At 32.9% G+C, this 26,075-nt stretch carries 27 protein-coding genes; 10 read left to right on the top strand and 17 right to left on the bottom strand.

The window, feature by feature from the left end:
• Positions 1-49 precede the first annotated feature (49 nt).
• Entirely contained in the window at positions 50-535 is a 486-nt protein-coding gene (locus D1867_RS05355) for a hypothetical protein (protein ID WP_155863097.1), read from the bottom strand.
• Positions 536-550: 15 nt separating this feature from the next.
• The gene (locus tag D1867_RS05350) at positions 551-1,228 is read right to left on the bottom strand and encodes an orotidine 5'-phosphate decarboxylase / HUMPS family protein (RefSeq protein ID WP_155863096.1); all 678 of its coding nucleotides are present in this window, start codon (positions 1,226-1,228) and stop codon (positions 551-553) included.
• 89 nt (positions 1,229-1,317) lie between these two features.
• On the opposite strand from D1867_RS05350, the gene D1867_RS05345 reads away from it, so the two are divergent.
• On the top strand, positions 1,318-2,913 hold the full coding sequence (locus tag D1867_RS05345) for a CTP synthase (RefSeq protein WP_155863095.1): 1,596 nt from the start codon (positions 1,318-1,320) through the stop codon (positions 2,911-2,913).
• Here D1867_RS05345 and D1867_RS05340 read toward each other — a convergent pair.
• A complete protein-coding gene (locus D1867_RS05340) occupies positions 2,875-3,183 on the bottom strand; it encodes an ArsR/SmtB family transcription factor (RefSeq protein WP_155863094.1) in 309 nt (102 codons plus the stop codon). The two genes, D1867_RS05345 and D1867_RS05340, sit on opposite strands and share 39 nt — an antisense overlap.
• Positions 3,184-3,288: 105 nt before the next feature.
• Between D1867_RS05340 and D1867_RS05335 the strand changes: the two genes are divergently transcribed.
• Entirely contained in the window at positions 3,289-3,552 is a 264-nt protein-coding gene (locus D1867_RS05335; RefSeq protein ID WP_013775406.1) for a U6 snRNA-associated Sm-like protein LSm6, read from the top strand.
• Positions 3,553-3,580: 28 nt separating this feature from the next.
• A complete protein-coding gene (locus D1867_RS05330) occupies positions 3,581-4,795 on the top strand; it encodes a methionine adenosyltransferase (RefSeq protein WP_338078103.1) in 1,215 nt (404 codons plus the stop codon).
• Here D1867_RS05330 and D1867_RS05325 read toward each other — a convergent pair.
• From D1867_RS05325 to D1867_RS05315, 3 genes are read right to left on the bottom strand one after another with little or no spacing between them, the layout of a single operon-like run.
• Entirely contained in the window at positions 4,769-6,601 is a 1,833-nt protein-coding gene (locus D1867_RS05325; protein ID WP_155863092.1) for a DUF460 domain-containing protein, read from the bottom strand. The genes D1867_RS05330 and D1867_RS05325 overlap by 27 nt on opposite strands.
• Entirely contained in the window at positions 6,598-7,467 is an 870-nt protein-coding gene (locus D1867_RS05320) for an RIO1 family regulatory kinase/ATPase domain-containing protein (RefSeq protein WP_155863091.1), read from the bottom strand. Before D1867_RS05320 ends, D1867_RS05325 begins: the two co-directional genes overlap by 4 nt.
• Before the next feature lie 33 nt (positions 7,468-7,500).
• Positions 7,501-9,195 carry an Rqc2 family fibronectin-binding protein gene (locus D1867_RS05315; RefSeq protein ID WP_155863090.1) on the bottom strand — a complete coding sequence of 565 codons (1,695 nt, stop codon included), beginning with the start codon at positions 9,193-9,195 and terminating at the stop codon, positions 7,501-7,503.
• 49 nt (positions 9,196-9,244) lie between these two features.
• Between D1867_RS05315 and D1867_RS05310 the strand changes: the two genes are divergently transcribed.
• The 5 genes from D1867_RS05310 to D1867_RS05290 all read left to right on the top strand — a co-directional run bounded on the left by D1867_RS05310 (position 9,245) and on the right by D1867_RS05290 (position 12,426).
• The gene (locus D1867_RS05310; RefSeq protein WP_338077973.1) at positions 9,245-9,493 is read left to right on the top strand and encodes a hypothetical protein; all 249 of its coding nucleotides are present in this window, start codon (positions 9,245-9,247) and stop codon (positions 9,491-9,493) included.
• Positions 9,480-10,034 carry a Mut7-C RNAse domain-containing protein gene (locus D1867_RS05305; RefSeq protein WP_338077972.1) on the top strand — a complete coding sequence of 185 codons (555 nt, stop codon included), beginning with the start codon at positions 9,480-9,482 and terminating at the stop codon, positions 10,032-10,034. Before D1867_RS05310 ends, D1867_RS05305 begins: the two co-directional genes overlap by 14 nt.
• Positions 9,928-10,593: an AmmeMemoRadiSam system protein A gene (amrA, locus tag D1867_RS05300; protein WP_155863087.1), complete on the top strand. Its 666-nt coding sequence runs from the start codon at positions 9,928-9,930 to the stop codon at positions 10,591-10,593. The genes D1867_RS05305 and amrA overlap by 107 nt, the downstream gene beginning before the upstream one ends.
• A 375-nt stretch (positions 10,594-10,968) precedes the next feature.
• Positions 10,969-11,679: a protein disulfide oxidoreductase gene (pdo, locus tag D1867_RS05295; RefSeq protein ID WP_155863086.1), complete on the top strand. Its 711-nt coding sequence runs from the start codon at positions 10,969-10,971 to the stop codon at positions 11,677-11,679.
• Positions 11,680-11,733: 54 nt separating this feature from the next.
• On the top strand, positions 11,734-12,426 hold the full coding sequence (locus D1867_RS05290; RefSeq protein ID WP_155863085.1) for a CopG family transcriptional regulator: 693 nt from the start codon (positions 11,734-11,736) through the stop codon (positions 12,424-12,426).
• Positions 12,427-12,609: 183 nt separating this feature from the next.
• Here D1867_RS05290 and dcd read toward each other — a convergent pair whose 3' ends face one another.
• Positions 12,610-13,128 carry a dCTP deaminase gene (gene dcd, locus D1867_RS05285; protein ID WP_155863084.1) on the bottom strand — a complete coding sequence of 173 codons (519 nt, stop codon included), beginning with the start codon at positions 13,126-13,128 and terminating at the stop codon, positions 12,610-12,612.
• 135 nt (positions 13,129-13,263) lie between these two features.
• Here dcd and D1867_RS05280 point away from each other — a divergent pair, with 135 nt between their 5' ends.
• Complete coding sequence (locus D1867_RS05280) at positions 13,264-15,066, top strand: ATP-dependent DNA ligase (RefSeq protein WP_155863083.1); 1,803 nt, start codon at positions 13,264-13,266, stop codon at positions 15,064-15,066.
• A 31-nt stretch (positions 15,067-15,097) separates the two neighbouring features.
• Positions 15,098-16,087 (top strand): MBL fold metallo-hydrolase, encoded by a 990-nt coding sequence (locus tag D1867_RS05275; protein ID WP_338077971.1) that lies wholly within the window; start codon positions 15,098-15,100, stop codon positions 16,085-16,087.
• On the opposite strand, the gene D1867_RS05270 is transcribed toward D1867_RS05275, so the two are convergent.
• Genes D1867_RS05270 through D1867_RS05225 form a run of 10 tightly spaced genes read right to left on the bottom strand, consistent with a single transcriptional unit; the run spans position 16,084 to position 26,037 of the window.
• Positions 16,084-17,187 (bottom strand): NAD(P)/FAD-dependent oxidoreductase, encoded by a 1,104-nt coding sequence (locus D1867_RS05270; RefSeq protein ID WP_155863082.1) that lies wholly within the window; start codon positions 17,185-17,187, stop codon positions 16,084-16,086. The two genes, D1867_RS05275 and D1867_RS05270, sit on opposite strands and share 4 nt — an antisense overlap.
• 1 nt (position 17,188) lies before the next feature.
• Positions 17,189-18,592, bottom strand: coding sequence for a (2Fe-2S)-binding protein (locus D1867_RS05265; RefSeq protein WP_155863081.1), 1,404 nt, complete (start codon positions 18,590-18,592; stop codon positions 17,189-17,191).
• Positions 18,589-20,154, bottom strand: a complete 1,566-nt coding sequence (locus D1867_RS05260) for an alkaline phosphatase family protein (protein ID WP_240872323.1) — start codon at positions 20,152-20,154, stop codon at positions 18,589-18,591. Before D1867_RS05260 ends, D1867_RS05265 begins: the two co-directional genes overlap by 4 nt.
• A 39-nt stretch (positions 20,155-20,193) precedes the next feature.
• Complete coding sequence (locus D1867_RS05255) at positions 20,194-20,448, bottom strand: hypothetical protein (protein WP_155863079.1); 255 nt, start codon at positions 20,446-20,448, stop codon at positions 20,194-20,196.
• Entirely contained in the window at positions 20,445-21,107 is a 663-nt protein-coding gene (locus D1867_RS05250) for a uroporphyrinogen-III synthase (protein ID WP_155863078.1), read from the bottom strand. Before D1867_RS05250 ends, D1867_RS05255 begins: the two co-directional genes overlap by 4 nt.
• Positions 21,088-21,966: a hydroxymethylbilane synthase gene (gene hemC, locus D1867_RS05245; protein WP_155863077.1), complete on the bottom strand. Its 879-nt coding sequence runs from the start codon at positions 21,964-21,966 to the stop codon at positions 21,088-21,090. Before hemC ends, D1867_RS05250 begins: the two co-directional genes overlap by 20 nt.
• Entirely contained in the window at positions 21,963-23,213 is a 1,251-nt protein-coding gene (gene hemL, locus D1867_RS05240) for a glutamate-1-semialdehyde 2,1-aminomutase (RefSeq protein WP_155863076.1), read from the bottom strand. Before hemL ends, hemC begins: the two co-directional genes overlap by 4 nt.
• A complete protein-coding gene (hemB, locus tag D1867_RS05235; RefSeq protein ID WP_155863075.1) occupies positions 23,210-24,223 on the bottom strand; it encodes a porphobilinogen synthase in 1,014 nt (337 codons plus the stop codon). Before hemB ends, hemL begins: the two co-directional genes overlap by 4 nt.
• Positions 24,138-25,397 (bottom strand): glutamyl-tRNA reductase, encoded by a 1,260-nt coding sequence (locus D1867_RS05230; protein ID WP_155863074.1) that lies wholly within the window; start codon positions 25,395-25,397, stop codon positions 24,138-24,140. Before D1867_RS05230 ends, hemB begins: the two co-directional genes overlap by 86 nt.
• Positions 25,381-26,037 (bottom strand): precorrin-2 dehydrogenase/sirohydrochlorin ferrochelatase family protein, encoded by a 657-nt coding sequence (locus tag D1867_RS05225; protein ID WP_338077970.1) that lies wholly within the window; start codon positions 26,035-26,037, stop codon positions 25,381-25,383. Before D1867_RS05225 ends, D1867_RS05230 begins: the two co-directional genes overlap by 17 nt.
• Positions 26,038-26,075: the final 38 nt, after the last annotated feature.

The raw sequence follows: 26,075 nt of genomic DNA, 5'->3' as shown, positions 1-26,075 counted from the left end.
TATAGTTTAATTAAAAATAAGCGAAATTTTTCATTTTTATATTTATATACTAATACCTTCTTCCTCTACTATAACCTCTATTGGCATTTCTTAATTTCAATGTATATTCTTCATCAATAGCTACTATCTTAGACTTTATTTCTGATAAGATCTGATTTAACTGATTTTTGAAATTATCATCAATTACAGCTTGATTCTCTTCTAGAGCTTCTTCTCCGTTAGTTGATAATTTTAGTTTCTTATTTACTGGGTCACTTTCAATTAGCCCTAAATAGAGTAATGAAGTGAGGTCTTCTTTTATCATTGGACTGAATATATTATTTCCGATTATATTGAATTTATAGCCTAAATCTAAACCTTTTTGCGAGGCCTCGTATAGTAAAGTTATTAAAGCCCTTTCAGATATTCCTCCAAATATTTTTATTATATACATCAATTGTACTTTTTTCTTATCTTCTTTTAAAACAGATGGAGTAATTACTTGCTTAGTAATTGTTTTTAATTCCTTAGTTTTTGTCTGCCCAGGCTGTGACAAACTTAATCCCCTATCTTATTTATGTCCTCCTATTATATTAATTAAACGTTTCGTAACAAGTAATGGGTCACTACTCCTAGTTATTGCCCCTCCTACCACATAGATATTTATAGGCAAATCTAGGAGATCTACAATGTTCTTCTCGTTCAATCCTCCGGCAACTGATACCAGTGAGAACTCTGAGATTTGCTTAATTTCATTCTTTAAAGACGTTACTGTAATTCCGCGTTCTTTTTGAACGTCTAATCCCACGTGCAAACCTATTATGTCAACTCCTAATTCCTTTAATCTTTTTGCTCTCTTTACCGGGTCATTAACATTAATTAAATCAGCTTGAACTACTATTCCTAGTTCTTTTGCCTTATCTACTGCAGATTTTATTGTAGAATCACTCATTATTCCCAGAACAGTCATTATATCTGCATTGCCCAATTTAGCAATTTCAACTTCTACGTCTCCAGCGTCAGCTGTTTTTGTATCTGCTAAGAGAATTTTGTCTTTAGCTAATTCTCTTAATTGTTTTATTCCTCTAATTCCTTCTGCCTTAACTAGCGGAGTTCCAACTTCTACTATGTCTACTCCTCCTTCTATTGCCATTTTTGCCACTTTCATTGCGTCGTCAAGAGATATGAAATCTAACGCTACTTGTAAGTTCTTTTTACTCGAAATTCTTTCAAGGACTTCGTCTTTCATATGACATAAGCGGACGAGGTAATAATTAAATTAATCTATAAAAGAGTTTTTAAGCTCAAAAGCGGAGTACTTGTTACTGTGATTATGTATTGACAAAGTTCGTAATAGTAACTGGTGGTGTATTATCTAGTGTAGGAAAAGGTACTGTTGCCGCATCCATAGGACTTCTTTTGAAAGCTAGGGGATACAAAATCTCTGTAGTAAAAGTAGATCCTTACATCAATGTTGACGCAGGCACTATGAATCCTTATATGCACGGAGAAGTTTTTGTCACAGATGATGGCGCAGAGACCGACTTAGATTTAGGGCATTATGAAAGATTTCTCGATATAAACATGAGTAAGCATAATAACATTACTGCAGGGAAAGTTTATTTTGAGGTAATAAAGAAGGAAAGAGAAGGAAAATATCTAGGGCAAACTGTCCAAATTATACCGCATGTTACTGATGAAATAAAATCAATGATTAGGAAAGTAGCGGAATTGGATAAGGCAGACATAGTAATAGTAGAAATAGGGGGTACAGTAGGAGATATAGAAAGCTTACCATTCCTTGAAGCGGTTAGGCAAATGAAGTTAGAGGAGGAAGAGCATGATATAGTCTTTATTCACGTTGCATTAGTAGAATATCTTAATGTAACTGGAGAATTAAAAACTAAGCCTCTGCAACATAGTGTTCAAGAGTTAAGAAGAATAGGAATTCAGCCCGATATTATAATAGCGAGATCTATAGTACCAATAGATGAGGAAACTAAGAAGAAAATCGCATTGTTCACTAATGTAAAACCCGAGTACATTTTCTCGAATTATGACGTCTCAACTGCCTATGAAGTTCCTCTAATTTTAGAAAAACAATCACTTCCTTCAAAGCTTTTATCAAAGCTTGACTTAAAGGATACTCCGCCTAAGCTTGATGATTGGGTAAATTTTGTAAATGCCATAAAGAACGGTAACAAAGTAGTTAGAATAGGTTTAGTAGGAAAGTATACAAAACTAAAGGACAGTTACTTGAGTATAAAAGAAGCAATATATCATGCTGCTGCAATGTTACACCTTAAGCCTCAAATTGTTTGGATAGAATCTACTGACCTAGAGAAAGATAATGCTGTAGAGGAAAAATTGAAAGGATTGGATGGAATAGTAGTTTTACCCGGCTTCGGAGCTAGAGGTGTAGAAGGTAAATTAAAAGCAATAAAATATGCTAGAGAAAACAATGTTCCATATCTAGGTATTTGTTACGGCTTACAGCTAGCTGTAGTTGAGTTCGCCAGAAACGTTTTAGGTCTTAAAGGTGCTCATACTACTGAAGTTGACCCTAATACTCCTTACCCTGTTGTCACTTTACTAGATGAGCAAAAAAGAGTTACGCAAGTAGGAGGAACCATGAGATTAGGTGCACAGAAGATTATTCTTAAAGAAGGTACAATAGCCTATAGCCTTTATGGAAAATCAGAAGTTTATGAAAGACATAGGCATAGGTATGAGGTTAATCCAGAATATGTAGATAAACTACAGTCTGCTGGTATGATAATCTCTGGAGTTAGTGAGAGCGGTTTAGTTGAGATGATAGAATTAAAGGATCATAAGTTCTTTGTAGCCACTCAAGCTCATCCAGAGTTTAAGAGCAGACCTTTAAGACCTTCACCTTTATTTGTTGGATTCTTGAAGGCCGCTGCTGGACTCTGAAAGTACTATAATAATCTTATCATATTTTGATTTTATCATTTTTTTAATTCCCTTTTCACCATTCTCATACGAAATTTCTATTAATCCTGCATTTTGTAATTCTGCGACTTGAGAGCTTATATTTCCTTTTGACATCATCAGTTCATTGCTTAATTCTGTTATACTCTTTGGTTTTTCTGCCACCAATTTTAGTATATTTATTCTGGTCATTGAAGAAAATGCAGTTGAAACTCTTAGTATATCCTCTGGATCTGTTACTACAAGTTCCATGAATAAAAAGCTGGCAAATACTTTATTCAAAAGTCTTTTGCCGTAAAAACGCTAAGTCATTCTTTTATATTAGTTAGATAATTGATTAGGAAGAGGAGATTTATATTGCAAGCTAAAGTTGAGAATCCATTAAAGAACATTAAATCAGCTGTAAATAAAATTGTATTAGTTAAACTTAAAGATGGTTCAGAGTATATTGGTAAATTAGAGCAAACTGATGGTACAATGAATTTAGTACTTAGAGACTGTACTGAACTTAGAGAAGGTACTGCAGAGCCAGTAGCAAAATACGGCAGAGTTCTAATAAGAGGCAGTAATGTTCTCTTTATAAGTATTGATTATGAAACGATAATGAATAAAGAAAAATAATTTTAAAACATCAAACGAAAGTGAAAGTATAATGAAAAACATAGTAGTTGAACCTGCAAGGATTCAAGATATTAACAGTTTACCAGTAGAATTGGTAGAAAGAAAAGGTACAGGACATCCGGATTATATTGCTGATTCTGCTTCAGAAGAAGCTAGCAGAAAATTATCCTTATATTATCTAAAGAAATTTGGTACAATACTTCATCATAATTTAGATAAAACTCTCGTAGTAGGCGGTCAAGCTCAGCCAGAATTTAAAGGAGGAGAAGTCATACAACCAATCTACATTATAGTTGCAGGCAGGGCAACTACTGAGGTTAGGACTGAAGACGGCATTCAGAACGTTCCCGTGGGTACTATAATAGTTGAAAGTGTTAAAAACTGGATAAAGAATAATTTTAGATATTTAGATCCAGAAAAGCACGTCATTGTCGATTATAAAGTTGGCAAAGGGTCCGCTGACCTAGTTGGAATATTTAATAAAGGCAAGACAGTTCCTTTATCTAATGATACCAGCTTTGGGGTTGGATTTGCTCCTTTCTCTACATTAGAGGAATTAGTATATCAAACAGAAAGAATGTTAAATTCTAAAGAAGTAAAATCTGAACTTCCAGAGATCGGCGAGGATATAAAAGTCATGGGATTAAGAAAAGGTAAAGAAATAGATCTTACAGTAGCAATGTCAACTATAAGCCAGTTGATAGACGATACCAATCATTATTTAGCAGTTAAGGAGGAAGCGAAACAGAAGATCTTAGATTTGGCAAGCAGATTAGCGCCAGATTATAAAGTTAATGTTTACATAAACACTGGAGATAGGGTTGATCAAGGAATTTTGTATTTGACAGTCACTGGAACTTCGGCTGAACATGGAGACGACGGAATGACTGGTAGAGGTAATAGAGGAGTTGGTCTTATAACACCTATGAGACCAATGTCATTAGAAGCAACAGCCGGTAAAAATCCAGTAAATCACGTTGGCAAGATATATAACGTAATGGCGATGTTGATTTCTAAGAAGATTATAGAGGAGACTAAAATTAGAAATGTTCAAGTTGAAGTTCTAGGTCAAATAGGTAGGCCAATAAATGATCCTTTGGTAGTTAATGTAGAAGTTAGCACAGAAAACGGTAAAATATCTGATGATCTAAAGAACGAAATTAATGGAATTGTGGACGAATATTTAGAATCGTTTAGTAAAATCACAGAACTAATATTAAATGGCAAAGTTTCCATGTTTTAATTTCTGTCTCCTATACTCTTCAATTATGTTCTTTATATCATTAATATCTATTTCTTTCTGGATTTCTTTCTCTTTACTTAATTTGCGTATATCATCTAATATATTTGATTTACAGATTATGAAATCTTTTCCTACATAATTAAATATTGAAGGATTGACTTCTTCTCCCAAAATTTTGACTTTATAATCTGAGATTTCGATAAGCGAGTTAGATTTTATAATATTTACTCTTCCCTCTACTAGGTCATTAATAATTCCTTCAAGCTTATTTATTTTATCCGAGTAGTCCTTTATTATTTCTTGCAATTTTAATATTGATTTGTTTCTTTCCTCTAATTCCGTTTTTAGTCTATACAACCTTCTATCTCTCTCAACCTCTGCGTTAAACTGAGTTTTTATCTCATATAATTTCTTCTCTAACTCATATTTTTCATTTAATAACCTTGTAATAGTCCTTCTTAATCTAAATATTTCATGCTTTAATTCAGAATTCTCTGTAAATGTTTTATTCTCCGGCTGTTTTTCTTTAGTCTCAGTTTTTTCTACTTTTATGATTTCCCTATTCTCGTCCTCTGCTATCTCATTCTCAATCTGTTTCTCTATACATTCTGCCGCCGTCTTTCCTTCAATGATACACCTATATACTGCGTACTCATCTATATCTAGGTCGAGTTTTCTTATAGTAGAAAACGCTTGAGACAATTTGTTTTCTAATTCTTTATACGCTTTTAGTGCGGCAGCTAATGAGTCTCTGATGTGCGGATCTGTAATGTTTAAGTTGTATTTTTCAGAATATTCTTGAAGCAATTTTTGTTTTTCATCTACGCTTAAGGACTTATCCGGTACATATAATTTTGCTTTTAATATTCCTGCTATCTTTTTTACTGCATCTGGTACAGGGTTTACGTCAGTAGCTATTATTATTGCGGAGCCTTTTTCTGATAATATATTTATTATTTCTTCTCTATCAATTCCCTTTTTAGATTCTAAAATTACAGGATTACCATGAATATCTATTGCAGAAATTCCTACAAATATTCCCGGATCTATTCCTACTATTATAGGCTTTTTCTCTATCTTTTTGTTAGTTTCAAAATCTATCTTAGTTTTATACACTGGCCTAATCTCTAAGTTAACGTCATGTCCACTCATCTTTTTAACTAGTCCATAAAGCCTTTCTCTTGGTGCGTAGACTATGAATGTTGCATTTTCTAAACCACTCTTTGATTTCCTCAATATTACGTCATAGTCTATGTTATTCCTATCTAGAGTCTCTTTTACCTCTTTAAAAACCCTTAATATTAATCCCCTAATATGTCTCTTATACCTATTAGAGCTCATACCTCCTGGTCCTAAGTGCCTACCTCGGGAAATTATTATCTTAGTTTTATTTTCTGTGAGCTTAATTTTAGTCCCTGCGCCTTTCAGTGCCAAATAAGCTGCTAGGTATGCTGTCTTGCTAGGATTAGGTTTTCCTTGAATTTCTATACCCATGTTTTTAGCTACTTCCCTTATATCCATAAATCTTCCATCATTGTAAGTTACTTGGACTAGTTCTACGTTATCTGGAAATAGGCTAATTATTTTAATTACTTGCTTATCATTTTCTCCAAGTTCGTATATATTATCCGTTGCTACGATAGAAACTTCGTATTCCCAAGCTAATCTGATTATCTTAGATATGCCTATTTCATCATATTTTTGAACTATATTCCCATTCTCATCCAATATTACTACTGAGTATTTTGCGTCTAATAGATTAGCAGGGCTACTGCCTGGATTTATATCTATTCCCATTATCCTCATGCTTTCCCCTTGATAAAGTCCATTACATAGTTCAAATCTTCAGTTATATTGTATTTTTTACTAAAAAATGAAATTATATTATTAATATCTCTATTTAGCAAATTATCATCATCCTGCTTCCATTGGGGCCAGTCAATTATATAAGGACTCTCGTTATCTCCTATAATTATATTATAAGGACTTAAATCTCCATGTACCATTTTATTACAATACAAATACGCAATCCTAAGGGATCCTATTATTGAATCTAATACCTCCTTAGGGTTATTTAGCTCTGCCTTAAGTAAGCTGGGCCCTTCTATGTATTCCATAGCTACTGCATTATAAGCGTAACCTAAAGGTTTTGGCACTTTAGCTAAATTTTCTGATAGACATTTTAATGCGATATATTCATTCTTTGCATTATCGAGCGTTATTGAAACCCAACTTCTTTTTTCTCTATAACCTCTAAGTTTCCTAGCGTTTTTATAACTCGAATTTCCTACTCTATGAAATTTTACTATTATAGTGTTATTATCGAAATCATATCCATAATACACATTGCTCTCTTTTCCTTCTCCTATTATTAAACCTAGTCTATTTAGAATCTTGTTCACATAAAGCATTTTTATTGCTAGAATATCCAATCCTGTAAACGTTATTTTATACGCTCTTTTACCAGCTATTATGTCCCATGAGACTGCTCTTAAATTCCTTAACTTTTCTAAAGAAATTCTTAATTCGGCATCAGTAAAGTCTAGTCTATCTTTTAATTCCTCTTCAGTCAAATATTCATATTTATCTTTTAATTCTACAAATGTTTTAAGTACTAAATAGTCCTCTGGAAGCACTAACGAGGCTTTTTCTGCTAAAGTAAGGGATGGCATAAGAATATTAATATTAGATTAGCGTTAGGGTTATTATTGTTTATCATTAGTTTCTTTAACTACTTTAATTATTTTTGACTTCCCAGGTAAAATCGATAGTACCTCATTTTTAAGTTCTTTTCCAGCATTTATAGAATTTGCCTCACTAAGTATTTTTACTATTCTATCCGCGGTTCTTTCCAATTCATCACCAGGGGAAATTAATACGTAATTTTTAACTTTAGCCGAAACACTATTTTCTGAACCAACAATAATTTCAAGAGAATCATTTATTTTGAAGCCTATTGCCAAGTTTAATTTTACTGATTTAATATAATTCTTCTTTCCATATATCATAAACGAACCTTTTGGCAAATATTCTCCAGCAGGTGGACTTTTAGACACTTGGCTTCCGTAAACCCAAAATACATCAACTGCGGCTAAACCTAATTTCCATGCCTTTGAATAGCTTGCTGCAATAACTGCAGCATCATAAATATCTTGTTCTGTAATATTTTTAGGGTTTTTAATTATAGTAGCAGCGGCACCTTGAATATCTGCGTGCAAAAATATGTCGTTATCCTCTAGGAGTTTTCTTACTAAGCTTTCGTTTTGGTCGGCGTCTTTACCAGCTATTACTAAGAATCCATTAGTAGTGAAACTCCACCTATATTTTTCATACCATTCTTTCTTCCTTATTGATAATTTTCTCCCTTCTTCCTCCTTTTTTATCTCAATTTCAATTTCATTAAGCTTTCTTTTCAATTCTTCTAGAGTTTCTTTAGCTTTCTTACTTTTTTGCACGTATTCCTTTGCTTTATCAAAGTAAATTGAAGCGTTTTTAGTTACTGATAATTTAGGGTCTATTTCTATTTCCTTATCCTCAAGCTTAATTTTCTTTTCTTTATTCTTTATGGCATTCTCAACCTCCATGTAATGTTCCATTATTTCTTTACCTATTTTTCTTAGTTCTTCTGCCTTCTCTTCGTATTCCTTGATGTTCTCTTCTATTTGTTGGATAGTTTTCTCAAGCTTTTTCTTTTCTCCTTCAATTTTTTCAGTTATCTTTTGTATCTCTTTTTGTTTAGTTAGCTCGAGAAAATATTCGTCTATGACGTCATTAAAGCTATTTCCTTTTTCGCAACCTTCAAACTCTATTGGCATAAAATTTATCCCTTTTTGAATGCAAGGCGTTATTTTCCCCTCAACAATAGATTTTTCCAATTTTTCATACTCTTCCTCCGCATTGCTAGTTAAATGTAAGGCTAATTGTATATCCTTAGGTACAACTACCTTATTTTGTTTTGGTGGCTGTACATAAGGTAAGCCAGGTTTTACAACTCTATCTTTAAATTCCTTATACTCTGTAGAGAATTTTATTTTATCTTGATCGTCTAGTACTAAAAGCAATCCTCTGGGTAATAATTCGACTATTATCTTCATACCATTACTTAATGCAATTTTAAGGATTCTTTCCTTGTCTATTATTTGAACGTCTGAGATTACGAGATCTCTTATTAATTCCCTTAGGGATTTAGCTTTATTCCCAATTTCTTTTTGGATATCATATTTTGTGAAGTTTATTCTAACTCCGGGCTCTATTATTAGATTTTTATCAGAATTCTTACAATGCAACTTAAATATGAATACGTTATCCAATTTTTCCAAATTGTAAATGTTATCTATTCTACAGCCTATTAGCTCGTTTTTATTTTCAACTACCCATGCTAGTAAATCTATATAACTCATGGAATTTTTCCTTGGTAACTTTATAGCCATCTTCTTACATTTTAGAAATGTGGATGTTGAAGATAAAATTCTCTTAGTGAGGGGAATATTAGGGGCCATAGCTGGAGTAATTTCTGCTTTTTCTAATTCTTTCATTTACGCAGTAATAATTGTTTTAGTTTCATACATTATTAGTATTCCAATAGTAACATTCTATTTCAAGATCAAGAAAAACTGGCTAGTTTTTGGTAAAGGCAGTTTAACACTAGCTATAGCTTGGTTTTTAATACTAGTTTCTGTATATAATGTGTTTGGATAACATGCAAAGCAAGTTTATTGCTGATGCAATGCTAGGTAAATTAGCTAGATGGCTTAGGATTTTAGGGTACGATACTTATTATAGTAATGATATTGAAGATTGGAAAGTAATAAAAATTGCTGAAAAAGATAAAAGAGTCATATTAACAAGAGATAGAGGCCTATGTATTAGGGCTAAGAAAAAGGGTTTAGAGTGCTTCCTTATTCCTCCAGATTACGATATTATATCAATTTTAGCTAAGCTTTCCATAAAATATGGAATAGATTTAGAGGCAAGGATTGAAGCGTCTAGATGCTCCGAATGTAATGGAATTCTAGAAAAAGTTGGTGAAAATAGATGGCGGTGTACAAAGTGCAAGAAAGAATATTGGAAGGGAAAGCACTGGAAGACAATCGAAGAGATACTTATTAAGGCAAAATCAAAGAAAGAAAAAGATGAGCTTAGTTACAATTCAAGAACTAGGAATAGAGGAGGGCAAAACACTAGTCAAGATAGCAAGACAAGCAATAATGAAAAAATTGGGGTTACAAAGCTCAATTAACTATAAGGAAAGCGAAGTACTTAATAAGAAAGGCCTAGCCTTTGTTACTCTGGAAACCCTTTTAGGAGAGACCACTACTTTACGCGGATGCATAGGTTACGTGGAAGCAGTCGCTCCATTAAAGGAGATAGTTAAAAATGCTGCAATAGCTGCAGCGTTTTCTGATCCCAGATTTCCTCCGTTAATGAAAGATGAGATTAATAATATAATCATCGAGGTTACAGTATTAACTAAACCAGAGGAAGTAGTAGTTGACGATAGGAAAGAATTACCCAAAGTAATAAAAGTAGGCAGAGACGGACTCATAGTTGAAAAGGGAATATTATATAGCGGACTATTATTACCTCAAGTTCCTATGGAGTACTGCTGGGACGAGGAAACCTTTTTAGCAGAAACTTGCTTAAAAGCCGGATTGAGCCCAGATTGCTGGTTAGATAAGAGCGTTAGAATAAAAAGATTTGAAGGTATAATATTCAGAGAAAAATATCCTAATTCCGATGAAATTCTTATGATAAAGCCATCTGATGTTAAATGTAAACCGTTTGATTTTTCAGAGTAGATCTCTTCGGTAGAACAATAGTTTTCTACCTCTATGCTTTTATGAACATTTTATACAAATACATAAAAATATACTAAGCCATAATGATTAGAGATATGAGTGCGCCAACAATTTCGTAGTTTCTCAAAAAAGTCTGAACAGCCTTATTTTTGTTAGTATTTTTCTTAACTATTTATTAATCATTTTTCATAAAAACTTATATTAGTCTGAGGCACATTTCTTTAAGTTTATATGAATAGATAAATATTAAACTAACAATATTGTTGGACACGCTCAGAGATACTACTAATTAGGTATTTAACGTAAAATTCACGTTGATAGAACATTGATGTAACTTTTTAAGGCTGTTAATTAATATACAACAAGTGGATTGACATGAGTGAAGAAGAGTATGCAGAACTTTTTACTGATGAAGTAAGAGACGCTTTAAAAGATGCTTTAAAAGATATGAAAAATCCCGTTGATGTATATGTTTTTATAGACTCAAAAGATGTTAATTGCAACTATTGTGGGTTAACGAAGAAATTATTGGAATTCATTAGTGAAGCAGCACCACAAAATGAGGGGAAGAGCTTGCTCCAAGTTCACATTGAGGACAGAGGAAATGGAGATCCAGAGGTGGAAAAAGTATTCAAAGAGTTTAAAGTAGAAAGAGTTCCAACAGTAGCCTTCTGCAAAGGATATATAAGATGGACCGGAGCTCCAGTTGGTGAAGAAATAAGAGCTTTAGTGGAAACAATTGTAAGACTATCTCAAGGAGAAAGCGGCTTAAGCCAAGAAACAATACAAGCTATAAAAGATAAATTAAACGGAGAAGTGAAAGTAGAAGTAGTGGTAACTCCGTCTTGTCCTTACTGTCCTTACGCTGCACTTCTATCACATATGGTAGCATATGAGGCATGTAAAGCCAATAAGTGTAACATATTATCAGAAGTAGTCGAAGCGTATGAGAATCAAGATATTGCTGATAAGTATCAAGTAATGTCCGTGCCAACGTTAGCTATAAATGAATCCGTTGAATTTATAGGAGTTCCTAATGAAGAGAATTTTGTAAATACCATCTTAGAAAAGCAAAAGGTAAAATGAGTATATTTTTTAATTAAGCTTATATCTTTTGAATTCTCATTTAAAGTTGAAATCATGAAGACACTTGTTATTAAGCTTACAGATGAAGAATATAAACAATTGGAAGAGGAGGCGAGTAGACAAGGCTTTGCTATACTTAGTTATTACGTTAAGTATAAGTTACTATCATCACCTTTAAATGATGGAATGAATATTTCTACTACTACAAGTAGTAATATCACTCCACAAATTATAGATGAGATTACGAAAAAACTAGAAAGAAAAATTCAAGATATGGTAAATCCATTTACAGCTGAAGTGGAGAATTTAAAACAAAAAATAGCTGATTTAAGCGAGAAAATTGATGAAATAGAAAGCAAGAAAAGCGAAGAATCAGAAGCTAAATACGAAAAAACGCGCCAATACTCGCAACCAACTGGTGAAAAGAAGAAAACTGTCATGGATATTCTTAAGTCACAAGGGGCAATATATGAGAGCGAGGTAAAGCTTAAGAACCCTGACTTATTCTTTGAAAAAATTGAAAAACAAGGTGGAAAAGTTCTATATACTGATAAAGAAAGAATAGCCGTAGATGTTGATTTCTTTAATAATTTCGTAAAGAAACTTTCAGATATTCATACCCCAGATGATGTAGAAGCACAAAAGTATCTCACTAAACAAGAGCATAAATTATTCCAAAAATTGAGACAATTGGGAATAATATACTTCGATAATAATGCTAAGGCATGGAAATTATCTGGAATTTAAATTTTGCTGACTTCCCCTCCGTCTTGGAAGGGTTCCCTTCCAAGGGGCTCATAGTTACCACCATCAATTCGAGTAGCTCAGAGACCACCATTTGATTTTTATCTATAAATGCTAGTTGCCCCTAACTCGAGCTGGAGAGGAGCGTCATTAACGTCTTGGGTTATCCATCCCCTTTCCGCCTCCTTACCTCCCATTTTTAGGTAAAGTTACACCTTGTTGTCCTTGATATTTACCGTGGTAGGGGTTCTCTACTGGTGTTAAAGTTTTGGCGAAAATGAGGTGTAGAAACCTCGTGCCTCTTTTTATTTTGACTGGAAAGGCTGAACCTAGCACTTCTATTGTGAGCTGACCTTCAAATCCAGCATCTACTATCGTTGGAGGGATGAATAGGCCTAACCTAGCAAAAGATGAACGAAGGTTCACAAATGCCATTACGTCATTTGGCAATTTCACGTATTCTTCAGTAACTAATAGCACGTGTTCGTTAGGATGAATGATGAACTCATCTCCCTTTTCAATTTCATAAAATGACCGAGGATCCTTTCCATCTTCGTAGACCTCATCCGTTTTCCTGAATCGGGCAATTTCTCCGCCTACTCTTAAATCGACCCCGTTCTCTCTTATAGTGTCTTGAGTAAGAGGAGAAATTACTATCCAACCCTTTTCCAGGTAGTATTTTAAATCTCTATCCCCAAGAATCATAAATATCTACTTTTTTCCTCTTGTAAGAATATATTTTATAAGGAAAATGGCTTCAGAGTAACTCTGATACTTCATCCTTCCGGCTTGCCGGTTTTCATCATCAAATATATTATATCGTAATTCAAACTTTTATTTATGGAGTTTAAAATTATAGCTGAATACTTTGATAGACTAGAAAAGATATCTTCTAGGCTTCAACTTACATCATTACTTGCAGATCTTTTTAAGAAAACTGATACAAATGTTATTGATAAAGTTGTATATATAATTCAAGGTAAACTATGGCCAGACTTCTTAGGAATGCCAGAATTAGGAATAGGTGAAAAATTCCTCATAAGAGCATTATCAATAGCTACAGGCGTAAGCGATGATGAAATAGAAAAAATGTATAAATCCGTAGGTGACTTAGGGCAAGTAGCTTTTGATATAAAGCAAAAACAACAGTCTGCCAGCATTTTAGCGTTTTTAGGAGCACAAAAGGCTTCAAAGCCACTAACTGTAGAAAAAGTTTATGATGATTTAACAAAAGTTGCTACAAGCACTGGAGAAGGTAGTAGAGATATTAAAATCAGACTATTAGCAGGATTACTTAAAGACGCGTCTCCGCTTGAAGCTAAATATTTGGTTAGATTTGTTGATGGTAGGTTAAGAGTTGGAATAGGAGATGCTACAATATTAGATGCACTAGCAATAACTTTCGGTGGCGGACAGAACTTTAGGCCTATAGTTGAAAGGGCATACAATTTGAGGGCAGATTTAGGTAATATTGCAAAAATATTGGCAAATGGCGGAATTGAGCAACTGAAGAACATCAAACCTCAGCCAGGAATTCCAATAAGGCCAATGCTGGCTGAAAGATTATCGGACCCTGCAGAGATGTTAAATAAAGTAGGCAATCTTGCATTGGTTGATTACAAGTATGATGGAGAGAGAGGGCAAATCCACAAGGCTGGGGATAAAATTTTCATATTCTCTAGAAGATTAGAAAATATAACAAATCAATATCCTGACGTAGTAGAGTATATTTCAAAATACGTTAAAGGCAATGAGTTCATAGTTGAAGGAGAAATAATACCAGTAGACCCAGAAACCGGCGAAATGAGACCTTTCCAAGAGTTAATGCATAGGAAAAGGAAGTCCGATATTCACGAGGCTATAAAAGAATATCCAGTTAACGTATTCTTGTTTGATTTAATGTACTATGAAGGAGAAGATTATACAGTAAAGCCGTTATCAGAAAGACGTAAGAAGTTAGAATCAATAGTTGAAGATAACGATTATGTGCATATAGCTACTCATATTATAACTGATAATGTAGAAAAACTAAAGGAATTCTTCTACCAGGCAATTTCTGAAGGCGCAGAAGGCGTTATGGTAAAATCTCTGGCACCAGATGCAATATACCAGGCAGGATCAAGAGGCTGGCTTTGGATAAAGTTTAAGAGAGATTACCAGAGCGAAATGGCAGATACTGTAGACCTGGTAATGGTAGGAGCTTTTTACGGTAAAGGAAGGAAAGGAGGTAAATATAGTTCCTTCCTAATGGCAGCATATAACCCAGACAAGGATGTTTTCGAGACTGTATGTAAGGTTGCTTCTGGTTTTACTGACGCAGAACTTGACGATTTACAGAAGAAAATTGCAGAGTTAAAAAGAGATTCTCCTCACCCAAGAGTTGTTTCAACTATGGTTCCAGATGTTTGGTTAACACCAGTGCTTGTTGCCGAAATAATTGGAGCAGAAATAACTATATCTCCTTTGCACACATGTTGCAAGGATCAATATGGAGAAGGTGGTTTATCAATAAGATTCCCAAGATTTATAAGGTGGAGGCCAGATAAAAGCCCGGAAGATGCAACTACTAGTCGTGAAATTCTTGAGATGTATAAGAGCCAATTAAAGAAGATCGAAGAAAAGCCGTCAGATCAAAATGTATAAGTTTTTATAAAATAACTCATAGTTATGTTTTGTGTTCTTCGATATTAAGAAGTCTGGTGCAATACTTTTAGGTAACAACTTTACAGTTGATGGGCATTATGAGCGAAATTTTAGAGTAGTAACTCATTTCCATGCTGATCATATTTTGCAATTAAATAAGAGCATTTCATCTTGCATTGGAATCATATCGACTCCTCCAACTCTTGAAGTTCTTTCAGTCTTAGGGTATGATATACCTAAGAAAAAGGCAATGGGAATAAGTTATGGTATAAAGATTGCAATAGAGGATGAGAAAATAGAACTAGTTCAAGCAGATCATGTATTTGGAGCTGCTCAAGTAGTTGTAACAAATTCTAATGGGGAAAGTGTAGGTTATACTGGAGATTTTAAGAATCCTGGGAAAGGTACTCCTATACTTAATACTGACGTATTAATTGTTGATACTACCTACGGAAAACCGGCATTTAGAAGAAAATTTAGAGATGAAGTCGAAATCTTATTTTCAGACTACGTAAACGATTCGCTAATTTATGGACCAGTAAGAGTCTATGCCTACTATGGAAAGATTCAAGAGGCAATGAAAATACTGAGAAGAAATGGAATTTCGGCCCCTTTTATAGTAGATGGCAAAATAAAAGAAATTACAGACATTGCAATAAAGTATGGCCTAGAAATAAAAGACGTTTTCTCAGCTAAGAGTCCTGAAGCTAAGGATATAATAAAAGACGGTTGGTACGTGGAATTTAAACATTTTCATGAGTTCAAAAATAGGGACTCTAAATTTACAAATTTTGCACTATCTGGATGGGAATTCTCCAGTCCAATAAGAGATGTGGATAATAAATCTAAAATAGTTGCACTCAGTGATCATGCAGATTTTGATGAGCTAGTTTATTATGTAGATTCTTCCTCTGCCTCTTTAATAGTAACTGATGGAGGAAGAAAAGGTTACTATAAGGAATTTGCAGATTATGTTAATAGATACTTAAATAAGAAGGCCATTAGCTTGCCTAAAGATTAAATAACCATCTTTTCCTCAATTAGTTTTTCTTCATTAAATCTATCAGGAGAGAATATCTGTATAAATCTATTTTTCTCACCATCAGCTATTAAATCTGCCATTATTTTCCCAGCGTAAGGTGCAAACATCATTCCATGACCACTATATCCTGCATCAATAAATAATCCTTCTGGCCAATCATTTCCATAACCCATTACATGAGAGTGATCTGGAGTCATTTCATAGTACCCAGACCAACCTCTTAGAATTCCTATACCTTCTATTCCCTTAACAACTTCTCTCAGTCTCTTTAAGTACTCTATTGAATCTAAGAATGATATTGAAAACTCCTTAAATCCAATATCTTCTTTCTCTATTCCGCCTATTATTTCTCCTTTTAATGTATGGGAAAAGTAAATTTCCCGTTTGAAGTCTATAACAAGTGGTTTAATTCTAAATTTTACATCTTCAGTTATAAATATTTCCTTTCTATCTGGATATATAGGCAAGTTTATGTTAGCAGTCTTTAGTAATTCTCCTGACCAAGCTCCTGCAGTAACTACTACCTCATTATCTTTTATCTCCTCTCCGCTTTCTAGTTTGATTCCTGTAATTTTTCCATTATTATACAGAATTTTTGATACTTTTCCATATTTTATATCTACTTTATCCTTAATCTCTTCATAATAGCTATAAATCATGTAATCATGATGAAATGCTCCATCTTGAGGAGCAAAATAGCAAGTTCCATCTACTCTAAGAAACTCAAATTCTTTGCACTCTAGAAATTTTCCGCCAATTGAATAGGAAGACCATAAAGAATGCAATTTTTTAAAGTTCCCTATTAAATTTTCATCATGTAATAACCATAAATATCCTGTTTTGTATATTAAAGGATTATATTTTAATTCTTTCTTTTGGGATATCAAATATTTTATTCCTTCTAATGCAAACTCTATATTTTCTCTACTGTAAAAATGATATCTAAATCGGCTAGCATTCCTACTACTTGAACCATAACCTATCCTACTCTGTTCAACAAGAATTATACCCTTGACTCCTTTTTTAACTAAATGATAAGCTAAACTTAACCCGTGAGCTCCAGCTCCTATTATTATCATTTTACCACATTGAATATAAGGGAGATCTGAAAGTTATTAGCTTATTGCTATTTAAATAATCTCCAACTAGGAAGCTACATATTTTTCCTTGGCAATACCCTGTAGAAATTCCAAGAGTTCTTTTCATCTCTTCAACAGTTCTATAACCTTTTTTATACTGCTCCTCTACATCTTTCAGTTTAATATCCTCACATTCGCAAACATAACCATTACCAAAGAAATAAGGCGAAATACTGCTACTTTCTTCTTCTCCTCTCTTATTATAATAATGATAAAGATAGGTCTCCTTTAGTTCAGCGTAAAATTCGTCTATAGCTTCATTAAATATTATTTTTCCACTTAAGAATGACAGCTCATAATCATAAATTCCTCTCATCCCACCTGTCACATAGTAATTATCGTTAACTTTTCCATTTATATTATGTACTGGAAGATAAATATGAGATTTGTGATAAAAATTGTATTCGATTCCGAGATTGTTAGCTATTTCAATTCTTGGTTGTCTAACTATAGCAAAAACTATAGCATCTACAATTTCCTTCCCATAATCATGATAAAGCACAATTTTCTTACCTTTTCTTGAAGCCTTAAGTTCATTTACTTCTAGAATGTCTATTCCTTCATTTTCCGCCAATTCAAGATATTTTTTGGAGAAATTTTCTGTACCTTTTTTTAGGAATATTTTTGATTTAGAAATTAATGCAGTTCTTATGGCATCGTCAGTAGAGCCTATAACTACTACATTTTTAAATAAATTTAAGAATTTCAGATACATCCTACGCGATATTATGCCGGGTAAATCGTTACCGGGAAATACTGGAGGTAAGAATCTTGAACCGGAGGCTAAGATAACCTTAGCAGGTTTCCTTATTACTAGATAGTTATCTTTTAGCCTAAAAACTAACCCTTCGTCAAACCTTCCAATAAACCTACCATAAACTATTTTGTTCGAGTTATTTTTAATTATCGATTTAATTTTGTCTTTTAAACTGCAGTCTTTACATAGAGGATCTAGAAATATTTCATCGTCAAAATTTGGAGAGATTAAAATACAATTTTTACAATTTTCTAAAGCAGAAAGTCCGCTAATTCCCTCACCTATTATTATTTCGTCAATTTTATCGTTTATCTCAATCTTTATCTCGCGGTTTTCATTGTAGTATTCAGGTAAGTTCAGAAATCTGGGAATATTATTTAGTATGAATTGACTTCTAAGAAACTTACTATGTATTATGGAGGAACTAAAATTTATTGAAAAATGATTACTATAATGAAAATACTTTTCAAAATTCTCACATACCTTAATTCTTTTGCCATCTTCTATAACTTCAGTATAAGGCAAACCTTCCTCGCAATCTTTGGGAAATCTATATCTCTTGTGCTTCTTACTTTTGATATATTTCATAATCTTAATACCTCTACTAATGCCCTTCCATCAGATTTTTTATTTTGCACATTAAATAACTTTAATATTGTTGGTGCGATATCTATAATTCTAACTTCCATTTTCTCGCGAGTTTTCCTTATCTTATCTCCGTAAGCAAAAAATACTCCATACATATCTTCTTTTCTAAAATAACCATGATCTCCGGTTGAGGTTTTATAAGGTATTACTTGCTTAATTATCTCATCATCTGTACTTTCAACATCGCTACTCATTCCGTATAAATATCTTGGTGTTATTTCTATATCTCCTTCTCTATCTCCTGCAGGACTCTCTTTTTCATAGATTCTTGTAAAAACTTTTTCTCCATCATCTACTATATTTTCTAAGTTTCTAACAATGTATTTAACTAGTTTCGGAAATTCCTCTTTACTTACTATTCCATTTTCTTCTCTGTCTTTTAGATTTATTCTTATTATGCCTCCACCACCATAGAACGCTTTAGTTCTTCTCCAATCAATTTTTCCATCTTCAATTTTTAACACATTTATTTTTTCTAATACTTTATTAATATATATCTTCTTCCTAATCTTAGATATGCCATGATCAGAACATATGAAAATTGTATCTGCGTACCTTGAGTTTAATTCAACGAACTTATCTGCCAATTTGTACGCATTAAATATAGCATCTAAAGCTCTAGAATCATCTATTCCATATAGTAAATGTTGTAGATTATCTATAGTTGGTAAGTATGTAATTGCGAAATCCCAGCTAGTTTTTGTTAAAAGATATTCAGTGTATTTATAAAAGAAATTATATGATAACTCTACAGTTTTCATATATTCCTCAAAAGAAATCAGACCTTTATTTAATGATTTATAATCCCCATCTAAAATTATTCCTTCTTTCAAAGCAATATTTTTCCAAACTTCTTCTAAAAGAATTTTATTATTACCCCAATCAGTAAAAAACGATGGAGGAGTTAGATAAATGTCTTTTTCTCTAGCATGTAAAAAGGCTATGCCATTAACATCTTTCCCTCCACATTTTGCATTAAATTCTATTGGATTACTCCACTCTCCTTGAGCTAATTTTACTTCCTTACCATCTGGTAAGGTTATATAAAATGTATTATTATCAATTTTTACATTCCATTTATTGCCTAATATCCTATTTTCTCCTTCTTTAATTACATATCCTTTAGTACATTTTTTAATTTTAGACTTATAGGGATCAAATAATATTACATTATCAAGCTTCCACTTATCTGGTAGAGCTTGAGGAGCAGACGTTACGAGAACTTTGTAACCTTTTTTTCCTAAAATACTCCATATTGGCTCTGCAGTTAATGAAGAACTGTTATAAGCGGTTAGTGGATATGAAAGTTTTCTTCCCTTAACAAAAATTTTTGGTGCTACAATTCCGTGGTTTTTAGGTTGTAATCCTGTAAAGAGTGAAGCTAAAGCTATCGGAGTTATTGCAGGATACACACTTTCTAATCTACTATAGACTCCTTCCTGCGAGAATTTGTATAAAGTATTAAGGTGATAAAGAAAATTATCAACTAAATGAAAAGCCATCCCATCTATTATTGTTAGTATTACCTTCAATTGCTCACCTTATTCTCTTAATTTCTTTTCAAGCTCTTCCCTTAACTTTAACGTTTGGATCATGTTAATATGTTGCCTATAAATTTTACCCTTAGTATCAAAGCTGAGAGCAAACTCGTATATTCCTTTATCGTCCTTAAATTGCCCAAAAACATCGTATCTATTTTTATATTGTTGAAGAAATTTGATATCCAGAGAATCGTCAACGATGTTTGGATCCATTTTTTTCAAAATTTTTAGTAATTCATCCCTTACATCATTCATTGAAACTTCACTTCCTTTTTGATTAAGTCAATTACGCCTTCTATATCATATATTTTACTTTGAAAAATTTTTAGGTCTGGTCTTAGAGACAAAATAGTCTTAGTAGTCATAGGGCCTATACTAATTATCTTATAGCAATTCTTAAGAGAACTTGCGACAGCCTTTGCTATTTCAGAGCTAGTCAAAACTACCACGTCAATCTTACAATTTTCCAGATAATCTTTACTTTTTTCTAGTTCTTCCTTATTGATAATAGTATCATAATCATAAATTTCGTGATATTCAATATTCTGAAGCGAATTCTTTAGATCATTAGAGGCCTTCTTACTTCTTATGGCAGTTAATGATTTTATTCCTTTACTTTTAATGAACTCCGCCAAGTCTAGACTATCATAATTTGGAGGATAAAGAGAATTAATTCCATAATTTATCAGCTCTTTTGCAGTACTTTTGCCTATAGAGAAGATTTGTTTTCCTTTTATTTTATCAAAATCATGAAAGCACTTTACCGCATTAGAACTTGTAAAAGCATAAGCTTCTGTTAAAGGCAAAGGAGGATAGTCTATGCAAACAGGACTAAAAATTGGTATATTTATAACTTCCGCAAAATCAACTTTAGGTATTTTGCTACCTTCTGGTCTAAGGAATAAGATCCTCATTCTTCATCTCTCTTAAGAGTAATTTTCCTAATTCGTGACCAACATCTCTTGGCTTGCCTTTTCTTTCAATTGTCACAGTAATCTTCTTTTTACCATTAGAGAAACTAGCTATGCCTAATAATCTATCATCAATTTGCTCAAAATACACTCCGAATGGCGAGTGACAGCCTCCTCCTACAATTTCAATTGTGCTTCTCTCAGCAATTGCCTCATTGAAAGTTTGTTGGTCGTGTAATTCAGATAATAATTTTCTTATTCTCTCATCATTCTTTTTCCCAACAACAGCTATTATTCCTTGATTAGCCTCTGGAGTAAAATCAATGGGATTAAGCTTGAAATAATTAATATTCAAATTTAATCTAAGTATAGATGCTTCAGCTATTATTATTCCTTCATACTCTCCAGAAGTATATTTCTTAATCCTAGTATCTATATTTCCCCTTAAGTCTTTAACTAAAATGTCTGGCCTCAAAAATGTCATGAAATTCTTTCTCCTGATGCTACTAGTTCCTACAACAGAGCCACTATCTAAATCGAAAACGTCCTTTTTTGAGACTAAAACGTCATAAGGAGAGTCTCTTTTTACTGTAGCTAAAATATCTAATTCTTCACTAAGATTACTAGTTAAATCCTTCATACTATGAACAGCCAGGTCGGCTAGGCCTCTTATTACGTATTCGTTAACTTCTTTCTCAAATACGCCTTTTCCTAGCTTATACAAAGGTTCATTAGCAAACAAATCAGCCTTAGTTTTTACTCCAATAAATTCAGTTTTGTATCCAAGCTTATTTAAGTAGTCTGAAACTACCTTAACTTGAACTTGGCTAAGTTGACTATTTCTAGCAGCAATTCTAATCAACTTAACTCACTTGATTTTTTGATAGCAAGAATTGTATCACTAATTATATTATCATCATAATGCGCTAATGACGTGAAGACTGATTCAAATTGGCTTGGCGGGAAGTAAACTCCGTTTTTCATTAAGTTTATCTGGAATTGTAGATATACTTCCTTTTTTGCCCTTCTAGCTTCAGTAGCATTGCTAACTTTTTCAACTCCAAAGAATATTTGGAACATGTTCTTCACTCTGTTTATAACGTGAGGGTATTTTATTCTCTCAAGTTCTTCCGTAACCTTTTCTGCAACATATGTCGTTTTTTCAATAACATTTTCTCTCTCCATAACTTCTAATGTAGCTAAGCCCGCGCTCATGGATATAGGATTTGCATTAAAAGTTCCAGCGTTAAACACTTTGCCACTAGGTGTAAGCATATCCATAATTTCCCTTTTTCCACCGAATGCCCCTATTGGGAATCCGCCGCCTATTATCTTACCCAAGGTAGTAAGATCGGCTGTAACTCCAAAATATTCTTGTGCTCCGCCCATCGAGAGTCTAAATCCAGTTATTACTTCATCAAAAATTAGCAGAGTATTATAAGTTGAAGTGATTTCCCTTAGCCCTTTTAAGAAGTCTTTTTCTGGTGGAATTACTCCCATATTTCCCATAACTGGTTCCACGATAACTGCCGCAACATCCTCATTTTTTAACTTCTTTTCAACGCATTGCAAATCATTATATTCACATACAATTACAGTCTTTAATACCTCTTCTGGTATACCCTCAGAATTAGGAACTCCGAATTCACTTGCTGCACTTCCTGCATCAACTAATGCATAATCATGAGCTCCATGATAGTTTCCATTAAACTTCAATATTTTATCTCTCTTAGTATAACCTCTAGCCAGCCTTATTGCATTCATAGTTGCTTCTGTACCGCTGTTTACAAATCTGATTTTTTCTATTGAAGGCATGTGCAAAGAAATCTTTTTAGCAAGCTCTATTTCTACACGTGATGGAATACCGAAAAGCCAACCTTTCTCTATTTGCTCTATAACTTTCTCTTTTACATATTCGTTTGCATGACCTAAAATTAAAGGGCCATAACCTAATACGTAATCAATTAAGGAATTTCCATCTTCAGTATAGATATATGCCCCTTTTCCATAGCTTACGTAAAACGGATAAGGCTTTACTGCAGCTCTAACTGGGCTATTTACTCCTCCTGGAAAATACCTTAAAGCCTCTTTCCATAACTCACTACTCAAAACGGTAATCCCTCCTTAAGCCACTTTGCAATGTCATTAGCATAATATGTGAGTATTAAATCAGCTCCTGCTCTTCTTATTGCCGTAGTTATTTCTAATACTGCAATCCTTTCATCTATCCATCCATTTAGTGCTGCAGCTTTAATCATTGAGTACTCACCACTGACGTGATAAGCTGCTAATGGATAGTCAGGGAAATTGTCTTTAACTAATCTAATTACGTCTAGATAAGTATGTGCAGGCTTTACCATTAATATATCTGCGCCTTCTTCTATGTCAAGCTTAGCTTCCTTTAATGCTTCATATGCGTTTCTAGGATCCATTTGATATGATTTTCTATCGCCAAATGCTGGTTTTGAATATGCTGCATCTCTAAATGGAGAATAAAATGTTGAAGCATATTTTACGCTATATGACATTATTAGTGTATCAGTATAGCCGTTTTCATCTAGAACCTTCCTAATAGCTCCTACAACTCCATCCATCATACTTGACGGAGCTATAATATCTGCACCTGCTTCTGCTTGAGAAAGAGCTATTTTAGCATGTATCTTTAAACTTTCGTCATTATCAACTAGATATTCTCCTTTACTATTGTACTTTACTATTCCACAATGGCCATGAGAAGTATACTCGTCTGTACACTCATCTGTTATTACAATTAGTTTATCTCCAAAAGTATCTTTAAGTAGTCTAACGCTCGTTTGTATTACTCCATTTTTATCGTAAGCTGAGGAAGCAATATCATCTTTATACTTTGGAATTCCAAAAAGTATAACATTCCTTATTCCATTATCATAACTGCTCTCTACGAATTTTATTAATTTATCATTAGGGGGATAACGAAATACTCCTGGCATGCTCTTTATTTCTTCTTCTTCTAAAATACCTTCTTTGATAAAAATTGGTAAAATTAGATTTTTTTCAGTTAGACTGGTTTCTGCTATCATATCTCTTATTAACTTGTTTTTCCTCAATCTTCTTGGTCTTACTATCGGAAAGCTTGCCATTATTAAATAATTCTAAGATCAAGTTAATGTAGTTTGTCTCATTATTTCTTACAGCTTCTTTAATTTTAGATAACAATGGATAAAACATTTTCTTTACCATAGACTTAGTCATAGCATTAAGTACTTCTTCTGCGTTATCACCGTTAAGTTCTTTTAATGCTTTCTTTACTTCATTTTGTCTAATTTCCTCTATATTTTTCATTATTTGCGATACAATCATATCATACTTTAAATTTTCGTAATCTAGTATAAAGTCTCTTATTCCTTCTTCTATAATATCTTTTGCTTTACTCAATTCGCTTAATCTCTTTTTCCTTATTTCCTCAGATATTTGTTGCAAATTCTTCAAAGTATATACTTCATTACCTTGAAATATTGGTGGTGACGATAAATCTATTATAAACTTATTGTCAATCCTTATAACTCTAGGGTAAAATATTGCAGAAAATATTACATCAAAATCGGCAAGCTTTGAAAAGTCTAAGTTTGAGTAAGAATAACCATACTTCTCTGCTAGTTCTTTAGCTTTTTCAATAGTTCTATTTAGAATAGTAACGTTTTTAGCACCCTCGGAGTTTAGCATTGATACTAATCTACTTCCTATTTGCCCTGCACCTATTACTGCTATATTTGCAGTCTTTAAGTCGACTCTAGTTTTTGCTAATTCTATAGCTATAGAATATAAACCTACTTTTCCTTTAGAGATGTTTGTCTGTTGCCTAACTCTCCTTCCTACTTTTATCGCTCTCTCAAATAAAATCTCCAGTTCTTTTCCTATCATATGTAATTTTTTTGCATTTTCCAAAGAAAGTCTTACTTGACTTAATATTTCATATTCTCCTATTGCCATTGAATCTATTCCTGATGCTACCTCAAATAAGTGTTCTATAGCTTTACTTCCAGTAAGAATTGTAGCATCAATGCTTATTTTCTTACCATGTACTTGGTCAAGAAAATTTAATAGTTTAGTTGGAGTATCAGGATCCTCAGAATATAAGTAAATTTCTATTCTATTACATGTTTGTATTATAGCCATTTGCGAGCCGACAATGTTATGAATTAATGATATTTCGTTCTCTCTTAGATAATGAGAAGATAAGTTATCAAATCCAATTGTCTTGTAAGTGTATATTATTGCAAAGTATCTATTTTCGATTTCATTTAATATACTCATTCATTATCTCCTCCGCCCTATTTATTGCTTCATTATATTTTCCATTAATTAAAAAATCTGAAAATAACTTATCATAAAATATTTTATAATACAATGTAAACCTAAGTGAGGGATCATTAATTTTTTTCTTTGCAATTTCCTTAACTCTAGCCATAGCATTCGTCAACAAGTTTACAAAATCTTTCTTATGAGAAAGGTTATCAAGGATTTCATTAAGTATAAACTCTGAAACAAGACTAGATTTGCCATAAGTGGTTACAGCAATTTCGTAATTTTCATCAGAATAAAAAATTGGTACAATAAAGTTTGAATCTTCTGGATTTGTTGGATTATTACATAATTTTCCTAGTTTCTTTGCTAAATCACATAATTTAGAGTTTAATTCTTTATTGTTAGTTGCAGTGACAATTATATCGTATCTCTTTAAGAAATCCTCGGATAAATTTTCTGCATTCATTTTTATTTTTTCTATTGGAGAATTAAGCAAGTCTTCTGAAAAGTTTTCACTAATAACCGTTACATTTTTACTGTACTTGTGAAATTTTAATGCTCTTTTACTTCCTACTTTTCCTCCTCCAATTACTAGGATTCTAAACTTTTCTAGGTCTAATATTACTGGGAAGTATGGTAAGTTTGACACTATAAATTATTGGACACCTAACATATAAACCTAATTAT

It is taken from the genome of Acidianus infernus (assembly GCF_009729545.1).
Classification (GTDB): Archaea; Thermoproteota; Thermoprotei_A; order Sulfolobales; family Sulfolobaceae; genus Acidianus; species Acidianus infernus.
Note: the sequence above shows the minus strand (reverse complement) of the source record. Positions and strands in the feature narration are given on the sequence as shown.